The organism is Clostridium phoceensis (assembly GCF_001244495.1).
GTDB lineage: Bacteria > Bacillota > Clostridia > Oscillospirales > Oscillospiraceae > Lawsonibacter > Lawsonibacter asaccharolyticus.
The window spans coordinates 103,133-117,173 of the sequence record NZ_LN866274.1 but is presented as its reverse complement, the minus strand read 5'-3'; the positions used below and the strand labels follow the sequence as shown (position 1 = coordinate 117,173).

The 14,041-nt window shown below is 59.2% G+C and carries 22 protein-coding genes and 1 pseudogene; 1 reads left to right on the top strand and 22 read right to left on the bottom strand.

What is annotated here, in order from left to right; genetic code table 11:
* Positions 1-13: 13 nt before the first annotated feature.
* Positions 14-406, top strand: coding sequence for an SHOCT domain-containing protein (locus BN1969_RS01405; protein WP_242850258.1), 393 nt, complete (start codon positions 14-16; stop codon positions 404-406).
* A gap of 174 nt (positions 407-580) precedes the next feature.
* On the opposite strand, the gene BN1969_RS01400 is transcribed toward BN1969_RS01405, so the two are convergent.
* From BN1969_RS01400 to BN1969_RS01305, 22 genes and pseudogenes are all read right to left on the bottom strand, one after another.
* Positions 581-973 (bottom strand): hypothetical protein, encoded by a 393-nt coding sequence (locus tag BN1969_RS01400; protein ID WP_021933526.1) that lies wholly within the window; start codon positions 971-973, stop codon positions 581-583.
* 63 nt (positions 974-1,036) lie between these two features.
* Positions 1,037-1,606, bottom strand: coding sequence for a major tail protein (locus tag BN1969_RS01395; RefSeq protein ID WP_050622653.1), 570 nt, complete (start codon positions 1,604-1,606; stop codon positions 1,037-1,039).
* A gap of 21 nt (positions 1,607-1,627) precedes the next feature.
* Complete coding sequence (locus BN1969_RS01390) at positions 1,628-2,047, bottom strand: HK97-gp10 family putative phage morphogenesis protein (protein WP_021933524.1); 420 nt, start codon at positions 2,045-2,047, stop codon at positions 1,628-1,630.
* Positions 2,047-2,379, bottom strand: a complete 333-nt coding sequence (locus BN1969_RS01385) for a hypothetical protein (protein ID WP_021933523.1) — start codon at positions 2,377-2,379, stop codon at positions 2,047-2,049. Before BN1969_RS01385 ends, BN1969_RS01390 begins: the two co-directional genes overlap by 1 nt.
* The gene (locus tag BN1969_RS01380) at positions 2,376-2,720 is read right to left on the bottom strand and encodes a phage head closure protein (protein ID WP_050622652.1); all 345 of its coding nucleotides are present in this window, start codon (positions 2,718-2,720) and stop codon (positions 2,376-2,378) included. Before BN1969_RS01380 ends, BN1969_RS01385 begins: the two co-directional genes overlap by 4 nt.
* Before the next feature lie 5 nt (positions 2,721-2,725).
* Positions 2,726-3,061: a phage head-tail connector protein gene (locus BN1969_RS01375; RefSeq protein ID WP_050622651.1), complete on the bottom strand. Its 336-nt coding sequence runs from the start codon at positions 3,059-3,061 to the stop codon at positions 2,726-2,728.
* Positions 3,062-3,071: 10 nt separating this feature from the next.
* A pseudogene (locus tag BN1969_RS19025) lies at positions 3,072-3,284 on the bottom strand (chitobiase/beta-hexosaminidase C-terminal domain-containing protein); the annotation flags it as partial.
* 47 nt (positions 3,285-3,331) lie between these two features.
* Positions 3,332-4,669 carry a phage major capsid protein gene (locus tag BN1969_RS01370; protein WP_050622650.1) on the bottom strand — a complete coding sequence of 446 codons (1,338 nt, stop codon included), beginning with the start codon at positions 4,667-4,669 and terminating at the stop codon, positions 3,332-3,334.
* Between the two features lie 15 nt (positions 4,670-4,684).
* Positions 4,685-5,293, bottom strand: a complete 609-nt coding sequence (locus BN1969_RS01365) for an HK97 family phage prohead protease (protein WP_021933519.1) — start codon at positions 5,291-5,293, stop codon at positions 4,685-4,687.
* Positions 5,294-6,580 (bottom strand): phage portal protein, encoded by a 1,287-nt coding sequence (locus tag BN1969_RS01360; RefSeq protein ID WP_050622649.1) that lies wholly within the window; start codon positions 6,578-6,580, stop codon positions 5,294-5,296.
* Positions 6,581-6,584: 4 nt separating this feature from the next.
* The gene (locus BN1969_RS01355; RefSeq protein ID WP_050622648.1) at positions 6,585-8,237 is read right to left on the bottom strand and encodes a terminase large subunit; all 1,653 of its coding nucleotides are present in this window, start codon (positions 8,235-8,237) and stop codon (positions 6,585-6,587) included.
* Complete coding sequence (locus BN1969_RS01350) at positions 8,234-8,623, bottom strand: hypothetical protein (protein ID WP_021933516.1); 390 nt, start codon at positions 8,621-8,623, stop codon at positions 8,234-8,236. The genes BN1969_RS01355 and BN1969_RS01350 overlap by 4 nt, the downstream gene beginning before the upstream one ends.
* 292 nt (positions 8,624-8,915) lie before the next feature.
* A complete protein-coding gene (locus BN1969_RS01345) occupies positions 8,916-9,215 on the bottom strand; it encodes an HNH endonuclease (RefSeq protein WP_050622647.1) in 300 nt (99 codons plus the stop codon).
* 186 nt (positions 9,216-9,401) lie between these two features.
* The gene (locus BN1969_RS01340; RefSeq protein ID WP_050622646.1) at positions 9,402-9,839 is read right to left on the bottom strand and encodes a DUF1492 domain-containing protein; all 438 of its coding nucleotides are present in this window, start codon (positions 9,837-9,839) and stop codon (positions 9,402-9,404) included.
* A complete protein-coding gene (locus tag BN1969_RS01335; RefSeq protein ID WP_050622645.1) occupies positions 9,836-10,240 on the bottom strand; it encodes a nucleoside triphosphate pyrophosphohydrolase family protein in 405 nt (134 codons plus the stop codon). The genes BN1969_RS01340 and BN1969_RS01335 overlap by 4 nt, the downstream gene beginning before the upstream one ends.
* Before the next feature lie 67 nt (positions 10,241-10,307).
* Positions 10,308-11,057: a hypothetical protein gene (locus BN1969_RS01330; RefSeq protein ID WP_050622644.1), complete on the bottom strand. Its 750-nt coding sequence runs from the start codon at positions 11,055-11,057 to the stop codon at positions 10,308-10,310.
* Between the two features lie 140 nt (positions 11,058-11,197).
* The gene (locus BN1969_RS01325) at positions 11,198-11,407 is read right to left on the bottom strand and encodes a hypothetical protein (RefSeq protein WP_050622643.1); all 210 of its coding nucleotides are present in this window, start codon (positions 11,405-11,407) and stop codon (positions 11,198-11,200) included.
* The gene (locus tag BN1969_RS01320) at positions 11,391-11,735 is read right to left on the bottom strand and encodes a hypothetical protein (protein ID WP_050622642.1); all 345 of its coding nucleotides are present in this window, start codon (positions 11,733-11,735) and stop codon (positions 11,391-11,393) included. Before BN1969_RS01320 ends, BN1969_RS01325 begins: the two co-directional genes overlap by 17 nt.
* Positions 11,732-11,962, bottom strand: a complete 231-nt coding sequence (locus BN1969_RS01315) for a hypothetical protein (RefSeq protein WP_050622641.1) — start codon at positions 11,960-11,962, stop codon at positions 11,732-11,734. The genes BN1969_RS01320 and BN1969_RS01315 overlap by 4 nt, the downstream gene beginning before the upstream one ends.
* Positions 11,959-12,135, bottom strand: coding sequence for a hypothetical protein (locus BN1969_RS17720; RefSeq protein ID WP_154669715.1), 177 nt, complete (start codon positions 12,133-12,135; stop codon positions 11,959-11,961). Before BN1969_RS17720 ends, BN1969_RS01315 begins: the two co-directional genes overlap by 4 nt.
* 21 nt (positions 12,136-12,156) lie before the next feature.
* Positions 12,157-12,432: a hypothetical protein gene (locus tag BN1969_RS01310; RefSeq protein WP_021933507.1), complete on the bottom strand. Its 276-nt coding sequence runs from the start codon at positions 12,430-12,432 to the stop codon at positions 12,157-12,159.
* 8 nt (positions 12,433-12,440) lie between these two features.
* Positions 12,441-14,027: a hypothetical protein gene (locus BN1969_RS01305; protein ID WP_050622640.1), complete on the bottom strand. Its 1,587-nt coding sequence runs from the start codon at positions 14,025-14,027 to the stop codon at positions 12,441-12,443.
* Between the last annotated feature and the right edge of the window lie 14 nt (positions 14,028-14,041).

Below are 14,041 nucleotides of genomic sequence, written 5' to 3'. Positions count from 1 at the left end.
AGTCAACGGGACTATGGAGCTATACGAGGATCATATCGTATTGAAAAGGGGCCGGTTACTTGGCAATTTTGATAAAACAACGTACCTAAAAGACGTTATCGAGGTTCAGCTCAAGAAACCGGGCCTCACCCGCGCCGCCCTTGTGGTGTCTACCGCCTTAGATCACAATGGCGGAAATCTGACCTCGCCCGACGCAAACGCTATTTTTCTCGCCTCGAAACAATGGGACGAGGGCGTCGCGTTCAAAAGGCTTGTAGAGGATCAGGTTTCCAGGATAAAGGGCTCCGCGGAAAGTTCTCCCCATTCGCCCGCGGACGAACTTACAAAGTTCAAAAAACTGTTTGATGATGGTGTTATTACGGAGGCGGAGTTTTCCGCCAAAAAGAAACAATTACTCGGTATCTGAATTATTCGCCGGAGGGTGGCCGCCCTCCGGCCTTTTAATCGTCCTGAGTGGCCTTTTTGCCGCGGGCCCGGAGCCATAGCTCCCACATATCGAACAATTCTCCCGGAGGCATGAGGAGCGCCTCTTTCCGGGAGACGCCGCATAACGCCGCGATCCGCCCATAGTGGGCGCGTGTCACGTCGTTTTTTTTTGCGCGTTCAGCTCGGCGAGGCCGAGGTCGATCTCGTCGTTTTCTTCGACGACTTCCCGGCCATAGCCGAGCTCCATAGCGGCGGGGATCGCGAGCTTGAGGGCCGCGATCTCGCTCGGTGTAATAGTGGCCCGGATCGTGGCCGCCTCGATGATCGGCCCCTTGTCGTAGCCCAGGTGTCGGCGGGCGAGCTCGCCTTGCTCGGCCAAAATGGCCGCGGCCTCACAAGCTACGGAGAGGCCGTCCCGCGTGTTTTTGCCAATGGCCCCGAGGAGTTCCGCCGCGGTGCCGAATTTTTCTTGCAGTTGAAACATGGCCTCCCCGGTATAGGCGAGGTATTGCGTTCTCCCGGCGAGGGTGATTTTTACGGCTTTCATGGTATGCCCTCCAAAGTGTGAAAATAGGGAGGCGAGGGAAATCCCCGCCCCCCTGCGTCAGCTTTAGCCGCCCGGTGTGACGGTTCCCTTGAGCTGTTCCTTAACCCAGGCTTTCGCCGCGGCCTCGGTGGTGAGCTCCTCCGTAATTCTCCAATCATCGGAGTTGCAACGGAAAACCGTAAAGGTCGTGGAGTTCGTACCGAACGTGATAGAGTCCGCCTTGGTGGCGGCGTTATCATTTCCGAGCACGGCCTTAACCCTGGGGTAGAAATAGCCCTTAAAGAGCTTCACACCCTTACGCATAAGGACTTTGTAATAGGCGAGACCGCCCAGCGGCGCGGAGTCGCCCGCCTTGTAGTGGACTTTCTTCTCCTCGACGGTACACCCGTAGACCTCCGCCGCGACGTCGTCCGTCATGTCGTCGGTCTCCATAGCCACCGAGCCGGACGAGAACTCGTCCACGCTCTCGGCGAGCTCGTCGTCGGCGTAGAGCTTGCCGGAGGCAAGGTTTACGGTGAGATCAGCCTTGACGAGGCGGCCAATATTGACCGGGCCCTCGTAGGTGGGGAGGGCGTCGTCCGGCTCGGTCTTGATCTTGGAGAAATGCGGATACTTAGCTCCGAAACTTGCCATAGTAAAACCTCCTATTGAGAATTAAAGTTTTTTGCCGTCCAGGTAGGCGTGATAGACTTTCTCGCCCGCCGCAACGGCTTCTTGTTCTTTCCGCTCGTTCGCGGTTTTGAGGGCAGGGCGGCCCGGTTGGCCTCTTTTGCCGAACTCATTCACAAAGGCGACCTCCGCGTTACGGGTGCCGCGCTTATTGTGGCCCTGCGGGGCGACGGTGATCGACTTGTCGAGCCCCGTCCGCTTGATCTTGCCCTTTTTGATTGAGGCGGCGGTCGTGCCCGTATAATACGGGCCTTTCCACATTCTCGACGCCTCCGACCGCTGGGCGGCCTCGATCACGTCGGCCTCTGCATTGAGCATTTGATCCGTTACGGAGTCCGGGAGACGGGCCAGTTCGTCGAGATCGCCGATCAGGTCGTCGAGGCCGGAAACGGACATGGTTCCCATTATTCCGCCCCCACTCCCCGGGCGAGCTGACACTCGAAAACGTGGTGCTGTCCCTCTTTGTCCGAGGCGTTGGTATAGCTCGGCCAGGTAGTACCCGCCGCGGCCAGGGCTTTTTTAATGGCCCGCCGCTTCTCGATAGTGTCCTCGCCTGTTGGGGCGAATAGGTGAACGGAGATCGAGAAAAGCTCATGCTCCGGCTCGTCGTCGCCGAAATCGGTCGGGGTGGATATGTACCCGAACGTGATATAGGTCGGCTCGGTGCCCTCGTAGGTGTCAGCCTCGACGGGCGCCACGGGCTCGAGAGCGGCTTTCAGTAGGCTATTGACCGTCATACCGCCGCCCCCTCTCCGGTGCCGTCCTGGGCGCCCTCGGCGGGCTTCGGGGCCTCTTTGCAATTAAGCTCGATAACCTCGCCCGCTCGGGTGTACGTCCTCACGACCTCATAGGGGTTTCCGCCGTATTCGATCCGGGTCTCGCCCTCATAGTCCGAGCCTCGCACCTCGAGGACGAGGGCGATTTTGTCTCCGGCCTGTTTGGCGGCGTAGAACTCGGATCGGGTCGCGGATTTCTTGTTGACGAAAACCTCCCGCCGCGCTTCGGTCTCGACCTTGTAGCCGTTTTCGTTGACCGTTTTTTTCACGCCGACGAGGGTCGCAATATCTCGCCAATACACGAGAGCTACACCTCCTCCGTGGGTTCGATATACTCCGAGGCCATAGAGAGCGCGATCTTTTGACTCCTGAACGAGGCGCGGTATTTATCCGCGTCGTCGTTGTCGAGGCCAAACTCCGCCTTGACATAGGTCGAGATCGCTTGTTTTACGAGCGGATCGGTCTCGTCCGCCGCTCTGGCCGGGAGGACACCGCCGCGCACGAGATCGGCGCGGGCGGCGAGGATCAGGTCTTTAATTTCCCCGTCCAACTTATCGACGGACGAGCGCACCCGGAGACGAATATCGGAGAGGTACTCCGAGGAGACCTCCGCCGCGGCGATTGTGTTCGCTTGCTCGCTCATGGCGCCCTCCTTAACCCGAGATCGTGTACTCCGCCGTCAGGACGTCCGAGGCGGTATGCCCGTCCGCGTAGGCTTTTGCCTTGATCGTCACGGCCTCCGTAATGGTGATCTTGTTCTCGTAGAGGGTGGACGACTGCGTCGGGTTAGACTTGTCCAGCGTGTAATAAATCCTCGCTCCATCGGTCGCAGAGGAGAGCTCTACCTCCGTACCGCTGGCGACCGGGCCCGCGGCAGGGTTCGCCGCGGGCGTCTCAGTCTTTGCCGATGGAACTACGCTTTTTTTACGCGGATAAAGCCGTTTTCGGTGACGACGTTACCGCCGATCATGGCCTCGCCCATGACAGCGAGGAGGCCCTCGGCGAATTTGTAATCGCGGGAGACTTCCACGGAGTAGGGGCCGAACAAATCGAGCTGGTAGGCGTAGGGCTTGCCGTATGCCATGCAGTAGGACGCCGCGGCGGTGCCGGAGGCAGACAGCGCGGGAAGATCGTCCACAATGCAGAATTTCACGGCGAGGCCGCCGTCCTTGATGGTGCCCGTGGTGGTGCTTTCCTCGGAGAACTCGATCTCATAGACCGCCTTTTTCTCGTTGGTGCCGCGGACGTCGCCGAACGCGATCAGGTCGGTCTTGTTCAGCAAGAGGACGCCGCCGCCCTCGACGTTCTTCGCGCCGCCGTAGTTGAGAGCGATCTTGCGGAGCGTGGTCTCGTCAATGGAGGAAATCTCGAGGTCGGTTCCGGCGCTGATGGCCGCGGCCTTGAGAATACCCGTAGGCTCGGGGATCGTGGCGGCAGGGTTGCCCGTGACGATCAGGGTTCCCGTCTTGGCGCGGAGAGCGTTCAGAGCGGACGCGGAAACGCGATCCTGATAGTTGAGCGGAGTCGTGCGCTGGATATTGCGGGAGACATAGGAGAGGGTCGTTACCAGGGTCGGCACGATCTTAGCGATCTTGAGGTTCGGAGTGCTTTCGGGGGTGGCGGAGCCGTCGTCTTTCTTGGTGGCCGCGGTCTGACCGCCGCTCACCTCGTAGGCTACGGAGTCCTCGCCCATGCCGTCAGCGGGGACGACGCGCACCATATCGACGATCCCGGAAACGACGTTCTGACCGGGGTTAATGCCGGAGACGCGGGACGGCTGGGCGATATTGCCCCCGGACAGCGTCAGGGAACGGTGGAGAGCCTCGGTCGTGATCTCCATACGGTGCTCAGTCGCGAAACGCTGGGCGCGGGCCTCGACCTCGCCGACGCCGATACCCTGCAAGTCGGCCATGCGGGCCGCGCGGGAGTTCACGCCATAAGGCAGGCCACCGCCCGCCGCTTCGCCGTGAGCGCCGCCGCGGCCAGTAATGGGATTGACGGGGCCCGGGGTGGGATCGCCCTCGTCGCCGGAGCCACGGTCGCCGTGGCCGCCGCGCTCGCCCTGGTGGGGATCAATGCCGCCATTGAGGCGGCGGGTCGCGGCCTCTCTGCGGTCGAGCTCGCGCTCCTCTTTGTCCAGGTCGTCGAGCTCACGCTCGAGGGCGTCCATATCGACCTCGTCGGTTCCGGCCAGCATGGCGCGGATTTCGGCGCGGCGCTTTGCGATTTCCTTACGTCTTTTTTCAAACATGGTTCTTTCCTCCTGTCATTCGTCAGTATGTGAGTAGGTACGAGTGCGAGCTAAAAGCCTCCGCCGCCTCGCGGCTTGCTCCAAAACCTTAACCTCTTTCGAGTGCTCCACCTCGAAAAAGGATCGTGCGGAGAGGGACGTCTCCTCATACGCGGGAATATCCACCGCGGAGACGTCGTATAGCTTGCGGATTTTAGTAATCGTCCGGGTGTGCGTGACGTTGTCATACTTGGACTCGCGCACGGAGAACGAAAAACTCATTTTGTCGATATAGCCGCCGTCGATCTCCTCGTAGAGATCACGGCCCGCGGCGGTGCCGGAGAGATCGGCCTCCATATCGACGCCGCGGTCGGTGATATTGAGGCTCAGAGTCTTATTACGGAGGCGGGCGACCACCTTTCCGCCGTGGTTATAATTCATAATCACGTCGGACATATCGCACCCGTCAAAGGCGTGGCGGTCGATCACCTCGTAATATTTGACTCCGTCATACTCGTAAAGGCACGTCGGGGAGTCGAACACTACCGCCGTACCACGGACGCGATATGCGTCGTTTTCTCCCTCGCGTGGAATGAGGGAGAAATCTTGCAAGGCTCTATATTCTCGGCCTTTCTTGATAGGCATTTACTGCCCCTCCTTTCCTGTTTTCGGCTCTGTCGGCTCGGGGTCTTTCGGCGGATCGTCGGGCGGAGGGTCGGTCTCCGTCGTCTGGCCCGTGCTCCCGAGCTGGTATTTGTCGATAATATCGGCGTTTACCATGTTCAACGTCTGCACCCTGCGGGCGCCCTCCTCGCCGCCGATGGGTGGGAAGCCGAAAATATCGAGAACTTGATCCAGGGAGACGGCGCCGATATTTGTCAAGAACTGAGCCGCCGAGACGCGCTTGTCGAGGGTTTCAAACTGAATACGATCCAGCTCGCAAACGATCTCATTTCCGAAACCCTGCTCCCGCTCCGTAAAGAGGGCATTTGTGAGGCCTTGGGCCAGTTGCATATAAAACGGGGCGAGCTGGCCGCGATAAAAGGCGTCCATTTTTTCGGCGTCGGCCTTGTTCTGAACGATGTCCTCATTCACGCCGAAATAGTCGTAAATCTCCCGCCGCACAAACTCGAGTTGTCCGACCGGGAGGGGCGTTTCCTTTTGCGTGATGGGCGTATATTCGTACTTGTTATCAATGACGATCACGCCCGCGCCGTTCGTCTCCATGCGGAGGTTATCTCGAATGAAGTCGTCGCGGCGGCTGTTCAAATCCTCCTGTTTGGTGACGCTGTTCGCCTTGAGTATGCCGCGGATCACTGAGACGAGCTTTGCAAACTTGCTCATACTCTTGTTGAACGAGTCCGCGGTCTCGAGGGTGGGCGTCAACGGCGTGTTGTTGTCGCCGAAAATATCGTTATCGAGATAGTGACGGCGGAGGTGGATAATCTGCTCGTAGGGGACGGTATAGACCGAGCCCGTGGCAAAGGTGAGACGGGCGTACATTTGGCCCATGTACTCGACGAGATCGACGCGGGAGGCGTTGATCGGGTAAAGGGCCGTGAGCTTTCCGCCGTCGAATACGGGCAGAATAAAGGCGTTGTTGTAAACCGCAAATTGAGCGGCCACCCGGTAATAAAAGGCGTAGGCCGTCATATACGGGTTTGGCTTGCTCTGCAAAAGGCGGTTTATGTAGTCGGACATATCCTCGCGGCGCCCGCTCGCCCGTCGAATGTGCCTCGGCTGGATTTTGGCCGCGTTTCGCGCCCAGGCGTCCACCGCGGCGCGGACGGTCGCAATATCCCAGGCCCGCCCGGAGAACGGCGTAAAGCTCGAGTCGAAAGAGGAGAGGAGCCGAAACGCCGGGAGGTTTGAGCCTCCGTCGCCCGTGGGGCGTTTCCCGAAAATGCTTTGAAATAGGCCTCGAATGTTCATTTTTTCACCCCACGTTATACATGAAATCTTCGTAATACTTGACGTAGATCGTCCAGGCGTTGAGGAGCGAGACCATACCGTCGATCCTGCGCTTTTCGGTGATCTTTACGGGCTGAATGTTGTTGAGGCCCGATTTTTTGACGCCCGTATTCGTCAAGCACCATACGAGCATAGGGTTTCCGTTGTAATTGACCTGTTTCCCCTCGAGAGCGGCGCCCATTTCCCGCATGGGTTGACTCCATGTATAGGGGCCCTGGGCGACGGCCTCCATGTCGAAACCGTTCGATTTCATTTCGTCTACCCAATAACCCGCGAGGGCCCGGTCGTAGCCGACTTTTATGCAGTCGATTTTGTACTCGTCCCGCATTTGGCAAAACCAGGCCGTGACGTCGGAATAATTGACGCGGTTTCCCGGGCAGATTGTGAGGAGGCCGCGGTCGGCCCATTTTCGATATGGGGCCTCGTTGGTGTTCTTCTCCTCGAGGTGTGCGACGCGCTTTTCAGGGAGGAAATATTGTTGCAGAACATAGACAATCGGGTCTCCCGGCTTGCGTATGAGGAGCGTTGCCGCGGTGAGGTCGGTCGTGGCCGAGAGGTCGCACCCGCCGAGGGCGTAGGTGTTATAGACGTCCTGGAACTCAAAACGGAGATCGCTCTTGATGGCGTCGAAAGATAACCAAACCGCCGCCGACACTTCCCGGATATTGAAATCCTTGCAGAGGACGCCGGGGAGATCGTCGGGGCTGTTCTTCGCCCGCTTGACAAAGTCGGCGAGGGTCTTATACTTCTTGATCGTCCCGAGGCCCGGGTTTGCCTTTTGCCATTTGGTCGGGTCTGTCCACTCCTCGCGGGCGTCCAGCTCGTAGAGGATCGGGAGGAAAGTCGGCTCCTCCATTTCGCCGTCCGCAATTCTGCAAGCGATCTCATAGAGGCTATCAAAAACGCTCTCGCGGACGGTGCCCGCGGTGGTAATCATCACGACGAGCGGTTGACGGCGCGAGGAGGTGGACTGTTTCATAACCTCGTAGAGGCCGCGATCCTTTATCGCGTGGAGCTCGTCAATGATTACGGCGTGAGAATTCAGGCCGTCCAGGGTGTTAGAGTCCGAGGCGAGGGCCTCAAATGTCGAGGCCGTGGCCGGAAAATAGAGATCATTCCGCCGCTTTTTCAGGACGGCCCGGAGCTCCGGCGACTGCTTCACCATGTTTATAGCTTCGGTGAGGACTTTTTTCGCCTGGTCTCGTTTGGTGGCGACGGAGTAGATTTCCGCCGCGCCCTCATAATCCGCGATCAGCATATAGAGCGCAATCGCGGCGAGGAGTGTCGATTTGCCATTTTTACGGCCCACAAGAAACATTGTCTCGCGGTATCTGCGGAAACCCGTCTCCCGCTCAAGGAAACCGAAAAGGGCTTGAATATAGGCCTTTTGGAAAAGCTCGAGCTTGAGAGGGGCGCCGATCACGCCTTGAGACTGCTTGCAAAACCGCTCCGCGAATAGGATCGGGCGCTCGCCGACGTCCTCGTCGAAATAGTACGGAGAGGCCGGATCGGGCTCGCGGATTTCCCGGGCGAGGCGCTCGTAAACGGCACGGACGCGCCGGGAGGTGACTACCTTTCCGCTCTCGATTGCCTCCCAATACTCGAGAATGTAATTCACCGCTTACCAGCTCCCGCGGGCTTCGTGGCGAAATTCATAAGCTCCTCTCCGGCCTGTTTCTGAGTTTTCTCCGGGAGGAGGTCGAGGAGGCTTTTCGAGAGGGAGGTAAACGACTTGATCGTCGTATTGTAGCTCTTGAGGGCCGGGGTTTCGCGGCGTAACTGCTGAGCGCCCTGCTTAAAATCTTCGATCAGATCGCCCGCGTTGATCTCCTCGACGAGGCGCTCGAGAGTGACGGTCGTAACGGCAAATTGATAGATCAGGCCGTCCGCAAATTGCTTTCTTTCGGCGGGTAGATCACGGAAAAGACGCTGAATTTTCTTTCTTTTTACCTCGATTTTGTCGGAGATAGAGAGGCTTTCATAGGGGATTTTTGATTTTGCCATTAGATGTGTGACCTCCTCTCTTTTTGTGCTATACCCCCCCTTATGTATGCGCCCGGGGGGTTCTAAACGAGGGTGGAAAGCGGTTCGGAATGGCTATCCCCGGGGTGTCGAGGTGGGGGGGAGGGCCTCGAGGCCGGAACTCCGCCGCGGATCGCGTTTCATTTCCGCCGCTTCGCTTTTTTGTCCACATTTCCCGCGGCGCTTGTGGATAACCCGGGAGGCGTGGGGGTGGCGGAGAGGTGTACTTCCTGCGTCTGCGATCTGCGCGGGCCGCCGTCGCTCGTTCTTGTGCTTATGACAAAAGCTCACGCTCGACAAGGTTTCCCTCCTCGTCGAACATGAGGCCGCGATCTGTGGGTAGGTCGGAGGCGTGGGCGATGGCGTGGCAATCCCGGCAAAGTAACTCGAGATTATTCTCGCCGAGCGCGATCTCCGGCGTGTTGATGTTCTCCGGCGTCAAGTGCTCTTTGTGATGGACGATCTCGCCGGGGCGCCCACACTTCACGCATAGGCCGTGATCCCGGGCCACGATATAAGCGCGAGTGCGGCGCCATTCTTTCGAGAGATAAAAACCTCGTGCAAACTCTCTCAAACGCTCGCCTCCAAATGGTGTGAAAGAGGCGCCCCTCCCGGCCTCGGGCGGTCTCACGCATAGAGCGCAAGGCCTCGGCAGAAAAGGGCGCACGGCGACGGGCTTTCCCGCCCTCTTTCACGTTACCAGCGTAACACAAGGGCGCGGTCTTGTCCGTACAGACTTTTTTCAATTTTCCGGGCGCGGCTAAACGGAGGCGAGAGCCCCCGCCCCATAGTACAAAATCGCAAAGGCCGCGACGGCCTTATTCCTGAGATCGTAGATCGATGTCTTGGAGCTATACGAGAGCTCGTCCGCGATCTGCTCTTTACTCTTGTGCTCGATATACCAGGCACGGAGGAGCTCGGCGTCGGCGTCGTCCAGTTGAGCGAGGACGCGGTCGATCTCCGCTATTGTGCTCCGGGTGGCTACGATCTCCCGGTTTATCTCGGCCAGTTCCAGGCGGGCGGAGGTATGCGCGTTGATACCGCCGCTCGAGGCATAGGGCCGAGGCTTGATATTATCTCTCTCGCCCTTTGCCTGAGTGGAGGCAAGCTCACGCCGCCGCCCGAGGTTCTCGAGTGCTTGCTCAAGGTTTCCGCGCTGTGCAAGCAATCTCTCGGCGGCTTTGAAATAATTTATCATATCCGTTTCCCTCCGTGGCGGTATTCGCGTCCGAGGTTGTAGCGGTGTTTTGCCATGACAACGGCGTCAACGTCTACCCCGAGCGCGGCCATGAGGTCGAGGGTTCGGAGGATCACGTCGGCCAGCTCGACCGCGATCCCCTCCGGCTTGCAGGCTCCGGCCTTTTCCCCTCCGGCGTCAGGGTGGCCCACGTTCTCACAAGTGAGGGCAAAATCGCAATCGTCCGGCGAGAGCGCACACGTCCCATAGACGAGAGGGCTCCCGTTTCTGTATTCCTCGAGAGCCTCGGACAGCTCGGCATGGATCAGACAAAGGGCCTCCGGGAGAGAGGGCGGCTTTTCCCACCACCCATGATTGACCGCGTTCTCGTGGACTTCCTTTGCGAGCTCGTTAATATTCATAGCTTGCACTCCTTTCCCTGGGCTTCGTTCCCAAACTTTACGCATTTACAAGGCCATAAAAGGCCGATCACTCAATCGGTCGTTTTCGGCGCCGCTCATGCTTCGGCGGCGTCAACACATACTTAAAATAGAGGTAGCCCCATTGAGTTTCTTTACTCTCGACTAAAACATAGCCTTTCGGCGGGCGAGGAGGGCGCGTCGTCGAGTAGTTCCGTTTTACGACGGTCGGCTCCTCGCGCTCCGGGCGCTTGAGGTTCTTCGTCTGTTTCCAGCGGTGGCCGCCCTGCTCCGGCGTCCAATGGTCGAAAAGGTAATTTGCGAGGCCCGTATAATCGCGGCCATAGTCTACACCATTATAATAATTGTGCTCTCTGAGGTGCTCGATCCTCAACACGTCACCGAGGCCCCAAAGATCGCGGATCAGCTTTTCCGAGACGCCCTCGGAAATCATGTGAAAATGTATACGGAAAGTCGTCTTGCCGCGGCCCATGTAAATATTGATCTTCGCGTCGGGCGCGTGGTATTTCAGGCGCCGGACGTAGAGGTCGCGAATACGACGGGCCTCGTCGAATGTATGTACTTCGCTCTCATTGTCGAGCGTAAGGGTGCTATATAATGAGGTAGGGCCGTAATTCTCATTTATGAGGCGAGCGTGTTTCCGCCGCGAAATGCCGATCCTGTGGAGTTCCCGCTCCTCCTCATTTTTGAAGCGCGGGCGGGGCTCCGCCTTTTCGAGGCTCTTGATCCGATCCGGGACGTTATAAACTTCCTGCTCGCAAACGACCCCCGAGAATGTGCGTCGTTTCACTCGTTGCATATCAAAAACCGCCTTTCGGGCGTAGGGCCGAGGCCCCTTGCATTTTCTTCCCGGAGGTGATAATATAATAAAGGTATGGCAATCTCCCTCCGGGTGGTTGCGCCCCCGACGCTCTCGTCAAGCGTCGGGGGCTTTTTCTTTTACCCGTTTTCCACGAGGCCGCGGGCCGTCGCGGTATAGTCTTTTCCGTCCGCAAGGTCTACGCCGACATAATAGGCGCGGGCGGGAGGCGTGATCCTTGCGGTGTTGGCCTGGGCCCGATCCGCCGCGGCGGTCTCTTTGCAGTCGCACCGCTCGCCCGCGTCCAGGTGAGCCCCGCAAGACGGGCACTCCTTAAAGGGTGTACTCACTTTCTGCGCTCCTTTCTCGGCGGCCCTTGGCTCGCCGGAGGTCTGCGATCCAGTCGAGGAGCGTTCTTTTCGCGGCGTAGTAGATAGGCGGGATCAGGAGGAGGAGATACTCTCCGCCGCGAGCCTGATAGCCCCGCTCGAGATAGGCGTAAATCACGCCCAGGCGAAACGCCGTCAGAGTTACCAGGATCACGAGCGACCACTCGATCAGCGGGCCCGGATAGATATAAAGGGCGAGGCCGCGGGCGGCCAGCCGAAACGCACTCTTGCGGCGGTTCCACCTGATATTGAAACGCTCCCGCGGGTGCTTCGTCGTGTAGAGTCTCAAGACTTTTCCTCCTTTTCTATGTCCTCGACCGTCTCGTATTTGCGGAGATCGCACTCCCACGCCGGGAGGAGGCGGTTTAAGCCCGGGATCAGGTTCCACGCCGAGAGCCACCAATAACGGGCCTGTCGGCGAGCGCATAGGAAAGAGCCGTATTTTTTATGTAGGCTCCGGCAATCGTGGCACGGTGGCGGGAGTTCGGCCTCCGCCGTCTCTGGCTTGTCCATCATTCCGCCGCCACCTCCTCGAGGCGCTCAAAGGTACACTCGCGGGCAATCTGCGTCCAGCGGGCGGCCCACTTTCTCGCGGCAGAGATCACGGCCTCGTATTTCCGCGGGCCCGTCACCTCGACGGCGCCATAGGCCGGGTGAGATACTTTCCAACGATAAACAGGGCTTTTCATCCTTTTATCTCCTCCTCAAGCTCAAGAAAACCATTCTTCGGCGAGATTTCGGGCGTCCATCATGGCCGCGTGGTCTGCTATTGAAATCACCTTTTCTACCTCTGCGGGCTTATCTTCGGCGTAAATCGTTGCCTCCGAAACGGTGGTCGCGTCGAGGATTTTTTTGCACAAATTCCCATGCTTTTCGCATAAGCGGTCGTAATCTGCGCTCATTTCTCGTTCGAGAGAGGCTTTTTCTCTCTGATACTCGCGGAAAAGGTCGTATTCCTCCGGGTACATTTTTACGGTAACTTCCATACCCCGCCTCACTCTCCGTCCTCAAGGTCGCAAGAGCGGGTTTCGCTCCGGGAGACCTTGATTTTTCCCTTGCTCGTGACGGAGAATTTCGCCTTACACCGCCCGCGGACGTTCAGGCTCGCGGAGGAGATCGGGCCGCGGGCGATCATTTCGGCCACGTTCTCGAGGAGGCCGACCGCCTCGACGGGGATCGGCTTAAAACCGAGGCTCTCGGCGTCGTCGCCGAAAAGACGTTGCACACGCTCGCAAGCGTCCGCCACCTGTTCATGTACGCGACGTTCTTGCCGTGCAGTCGGGCAGTTGCAAACCTCCGTCGCCGTGTCGTCTGCGGCGGCCTGGGACGGGTGGGGCCCGACTTCCTGGATTTGACCGCAATACCGACAAGCGCCCGTTGTGACGGCCATAGCGACGCCGATAACTGGGGCCCGGTTGGCGACGGCCTCCTCACAATCGCAAAGGCGGGTAGCGGCGGCGTCTGCGGTTCGCTGGGTCGGGAAACCGCCCTCACGGGCGCCCTCGAGGGTTACGCCCCACTCACGCCCGCAATACTTACACTTTCCGAGCCTAAACGATCCGATCTCCTCGTCCTCCTCCGTAGGAGCGGGATCAGGTTCGGCGGCGTCGGCCTTGTCGTACTGCTCAAGGTATCGGGCGAGCTCTTGCTCCTCTGCCTTGATGGCGTCATAGTCGCCGAGGGTCTGGATCGCGTCGGACGGGCCAGAGAGGAGCGCGGAAATGTTGGTGTATTTCTCTCGGGCGTGTTCCTCGACGGTCGGGGCCGGGGCCTTTGCGTCCTCGAGGGCGGCGCGGAGATCGGCCTCCTCGCGGGCGAGGTCGCCTTGCTCCTCGTCGAGGGCCGTATTTTCTGCGTCGAGGGCGGCGCGGTCGTTGGGATCGACCTTGTCCCGCTCCTCAAACATGAGGGCGGAGAGATCGCGGCGGCGGAGATCAATCCGAATGAGGCGATCTTGCACCTCGGCCAAACGGGCGCGGTCGGCGTCGATCTTGGCGATCATGCGGTCGCGATCCTCTGCGTTCATGTCTCCGACGTAGGCGTAATAGCTCGAGGCCTCCTCCGGGACGTCCGAGGTGGAGAGAGGCGCCCCGTCCTCCGCCGTGGCCTCCTCTTTCGTGATCGCCACGAGCTCAATCAACCAGGCGGGCGTTACATTTTCACCGTAGGCGGGCTCGATAGATTTTACCCGCGCAAAGCGGCGGGCGGCGTCCTGTGGCATAGAAACCGGGGAGGCCCACTTATAGGCGGCCTGTTCCGGCTGAACGACGGAGTCGGCGGCCAGGATCACGCGCTCGGACTCTCCGCCCTGCGGGTTCTTGAGGCGATACCAGGGCTCGCGGATAAATACGACGTCCGAGACCTCGACGGGAGAGGCGAACACGTCCGCGACGCCGTCTCCCGCTCCGAGACGGTTTCCGTCCTGGCCTACGAGGTGCCAAATGTCGGCGCAATCGGCCTCACTGGAAAACGAGGCGCCCTCGATATAGCGCGGCGCGGGTTTAATGGGCTTCGTAATGGTGAGCCCGCCGAGCTTGTCCAGCTCCCGGGCGTCCTGGGTGGTTAAAATCAGGCTTTTCATGGTATGGCGATCTC

What these genes read in the sequence shown, in the direction of transcription:
- BN1969_RS01405 (WP_242850258.1), top strand. Translation starts at nt 14, where the DNA reads ATGGAGCTATACGAGGATCATATCGTATTGAAAAGGGGCCGGTTACTT.
- BN1969_RS01370 (WP_050622650.1), bottom strand. Translation starts at nt 4,669, where the DNA reads ATGTTTGAAAAAAGACGTAAGGAAATCGCAAAGCGCCGCGCCGAAATC.
- BN1969_RS01365 (WP_021933519.1), bottom strand. Translation starts at nt 5,293, where the DNA reads ATGCCTATCAAGAAAGGCCGAGAATATAGAGCCTTGCAAGATTTCTCC.
- BN1969_RS01310 (WP_021933507.1), bottom strand. Translation starts at nt 12,432, where the DNA reads ATGGAAGTTACCGTAAAAATGTACCCGGAGGAATACGACCTTTTCCGC.
- BN1969_RS01315 (WP_050622641.1), bottom strand. Translation starts at nt 11,962, where the DNA reads ATGATGGACAAGCCAGAGACGGCGGAGGCCGAACTCCCGCCACCGTGC.
- BN1969_RS01330 (WP_050622644.1), bottom strand. Translation starts at nt 11,057, where the DNA reads ATGCAACGAGTGAAACGACGCACATTCTCGGGGGTCGTTTGCGAGCAG.
- BN1969_RS01395 (WP_050622653.1), bottom strand. Translation starts at nt 1,606, where the DNA reads ATGGCAAGTTTCGGAGCTAAGTATCCGCATTTCTCCAAGATCAAGACC.
- BN1969_RS01360 (WP_050622649.1), bottom strand. Translation starts at nt 6,580, where the DNA reads ATGAACATTCGAGGCCTATTTCAAAGCATTTTCGGGAAACGCCCCACG.
- BN1969_RS01390 (WP_021933524.1), bottom strand. Translation starts at nt 2,047, where the DNA reads ATGGGAACCATGTCCGTTTCCGGCCTCGACGACCTGATCGGCGATCTC.
- BN1969_RS17720 (WP_154669715.1), bottom strand. Translation starts at nt 12,135, where the DNA reads ATGAAAAGCCCTGTTTATCGTTGGAAAGTATCTCACCCGGCCTATGGC.
- BN1969_RS01385 (WP_021933523.1), bottom strand. Translation starts at nt 2,379, where the DNA reads ATGACGGTCAATAGCCTACTGAAAGCCGCTCTCGAGCCCGTGGCGCCC.
- BN1969_RS01400 (WP_021933526.1), bottom strand. Translation starts at nt 973, where the DNA reads ATGAAAGCCGTAAAAATCACCCTCGCCGGGAGAACGCAATACCTCGCC.
- BN1969_RS01340 (WP_050622646.1), bottom strand. Translation starts at nt 9,839, where the DNA reads ATGATAAATTATTTCAAAGCCGCCGAGAGATTGCTTGCACAGCGCGGA.
- BN1969_RS01375 (WP_050622651.1), bottom strand. Translation starts at nt 3,061, where the DNA reads ATGAGCGAGCAAGCGAACACAATCGCCGCGGCGGAGGTCTCCTCGGAG.
- BN1969_RS01335 (WP_050622645.1), bottom strand. Translation starts at nt 10,240, where the DNA reads ATGAATATTAACGAGCTCGCAAAGGAAGTCCACGAGAACGCGGTCAAT.
- BN1969_RS01350 (WP_021933516.1), bottom strand. Translation starts at nt 8,623, where the DNA reads ATGGCAAAATCAAAAATCCCCTATGAAAGCCTCTCTATCTCCGACAAA.
- BN1969_RS01305 (WP_050622640.1), bottom strand. Translation starts at nt 14,027, where the DNA reads ATGAAAAGCCTGATTTTAACCACCCAGGACGCCCGGGAGCTGGACAAG.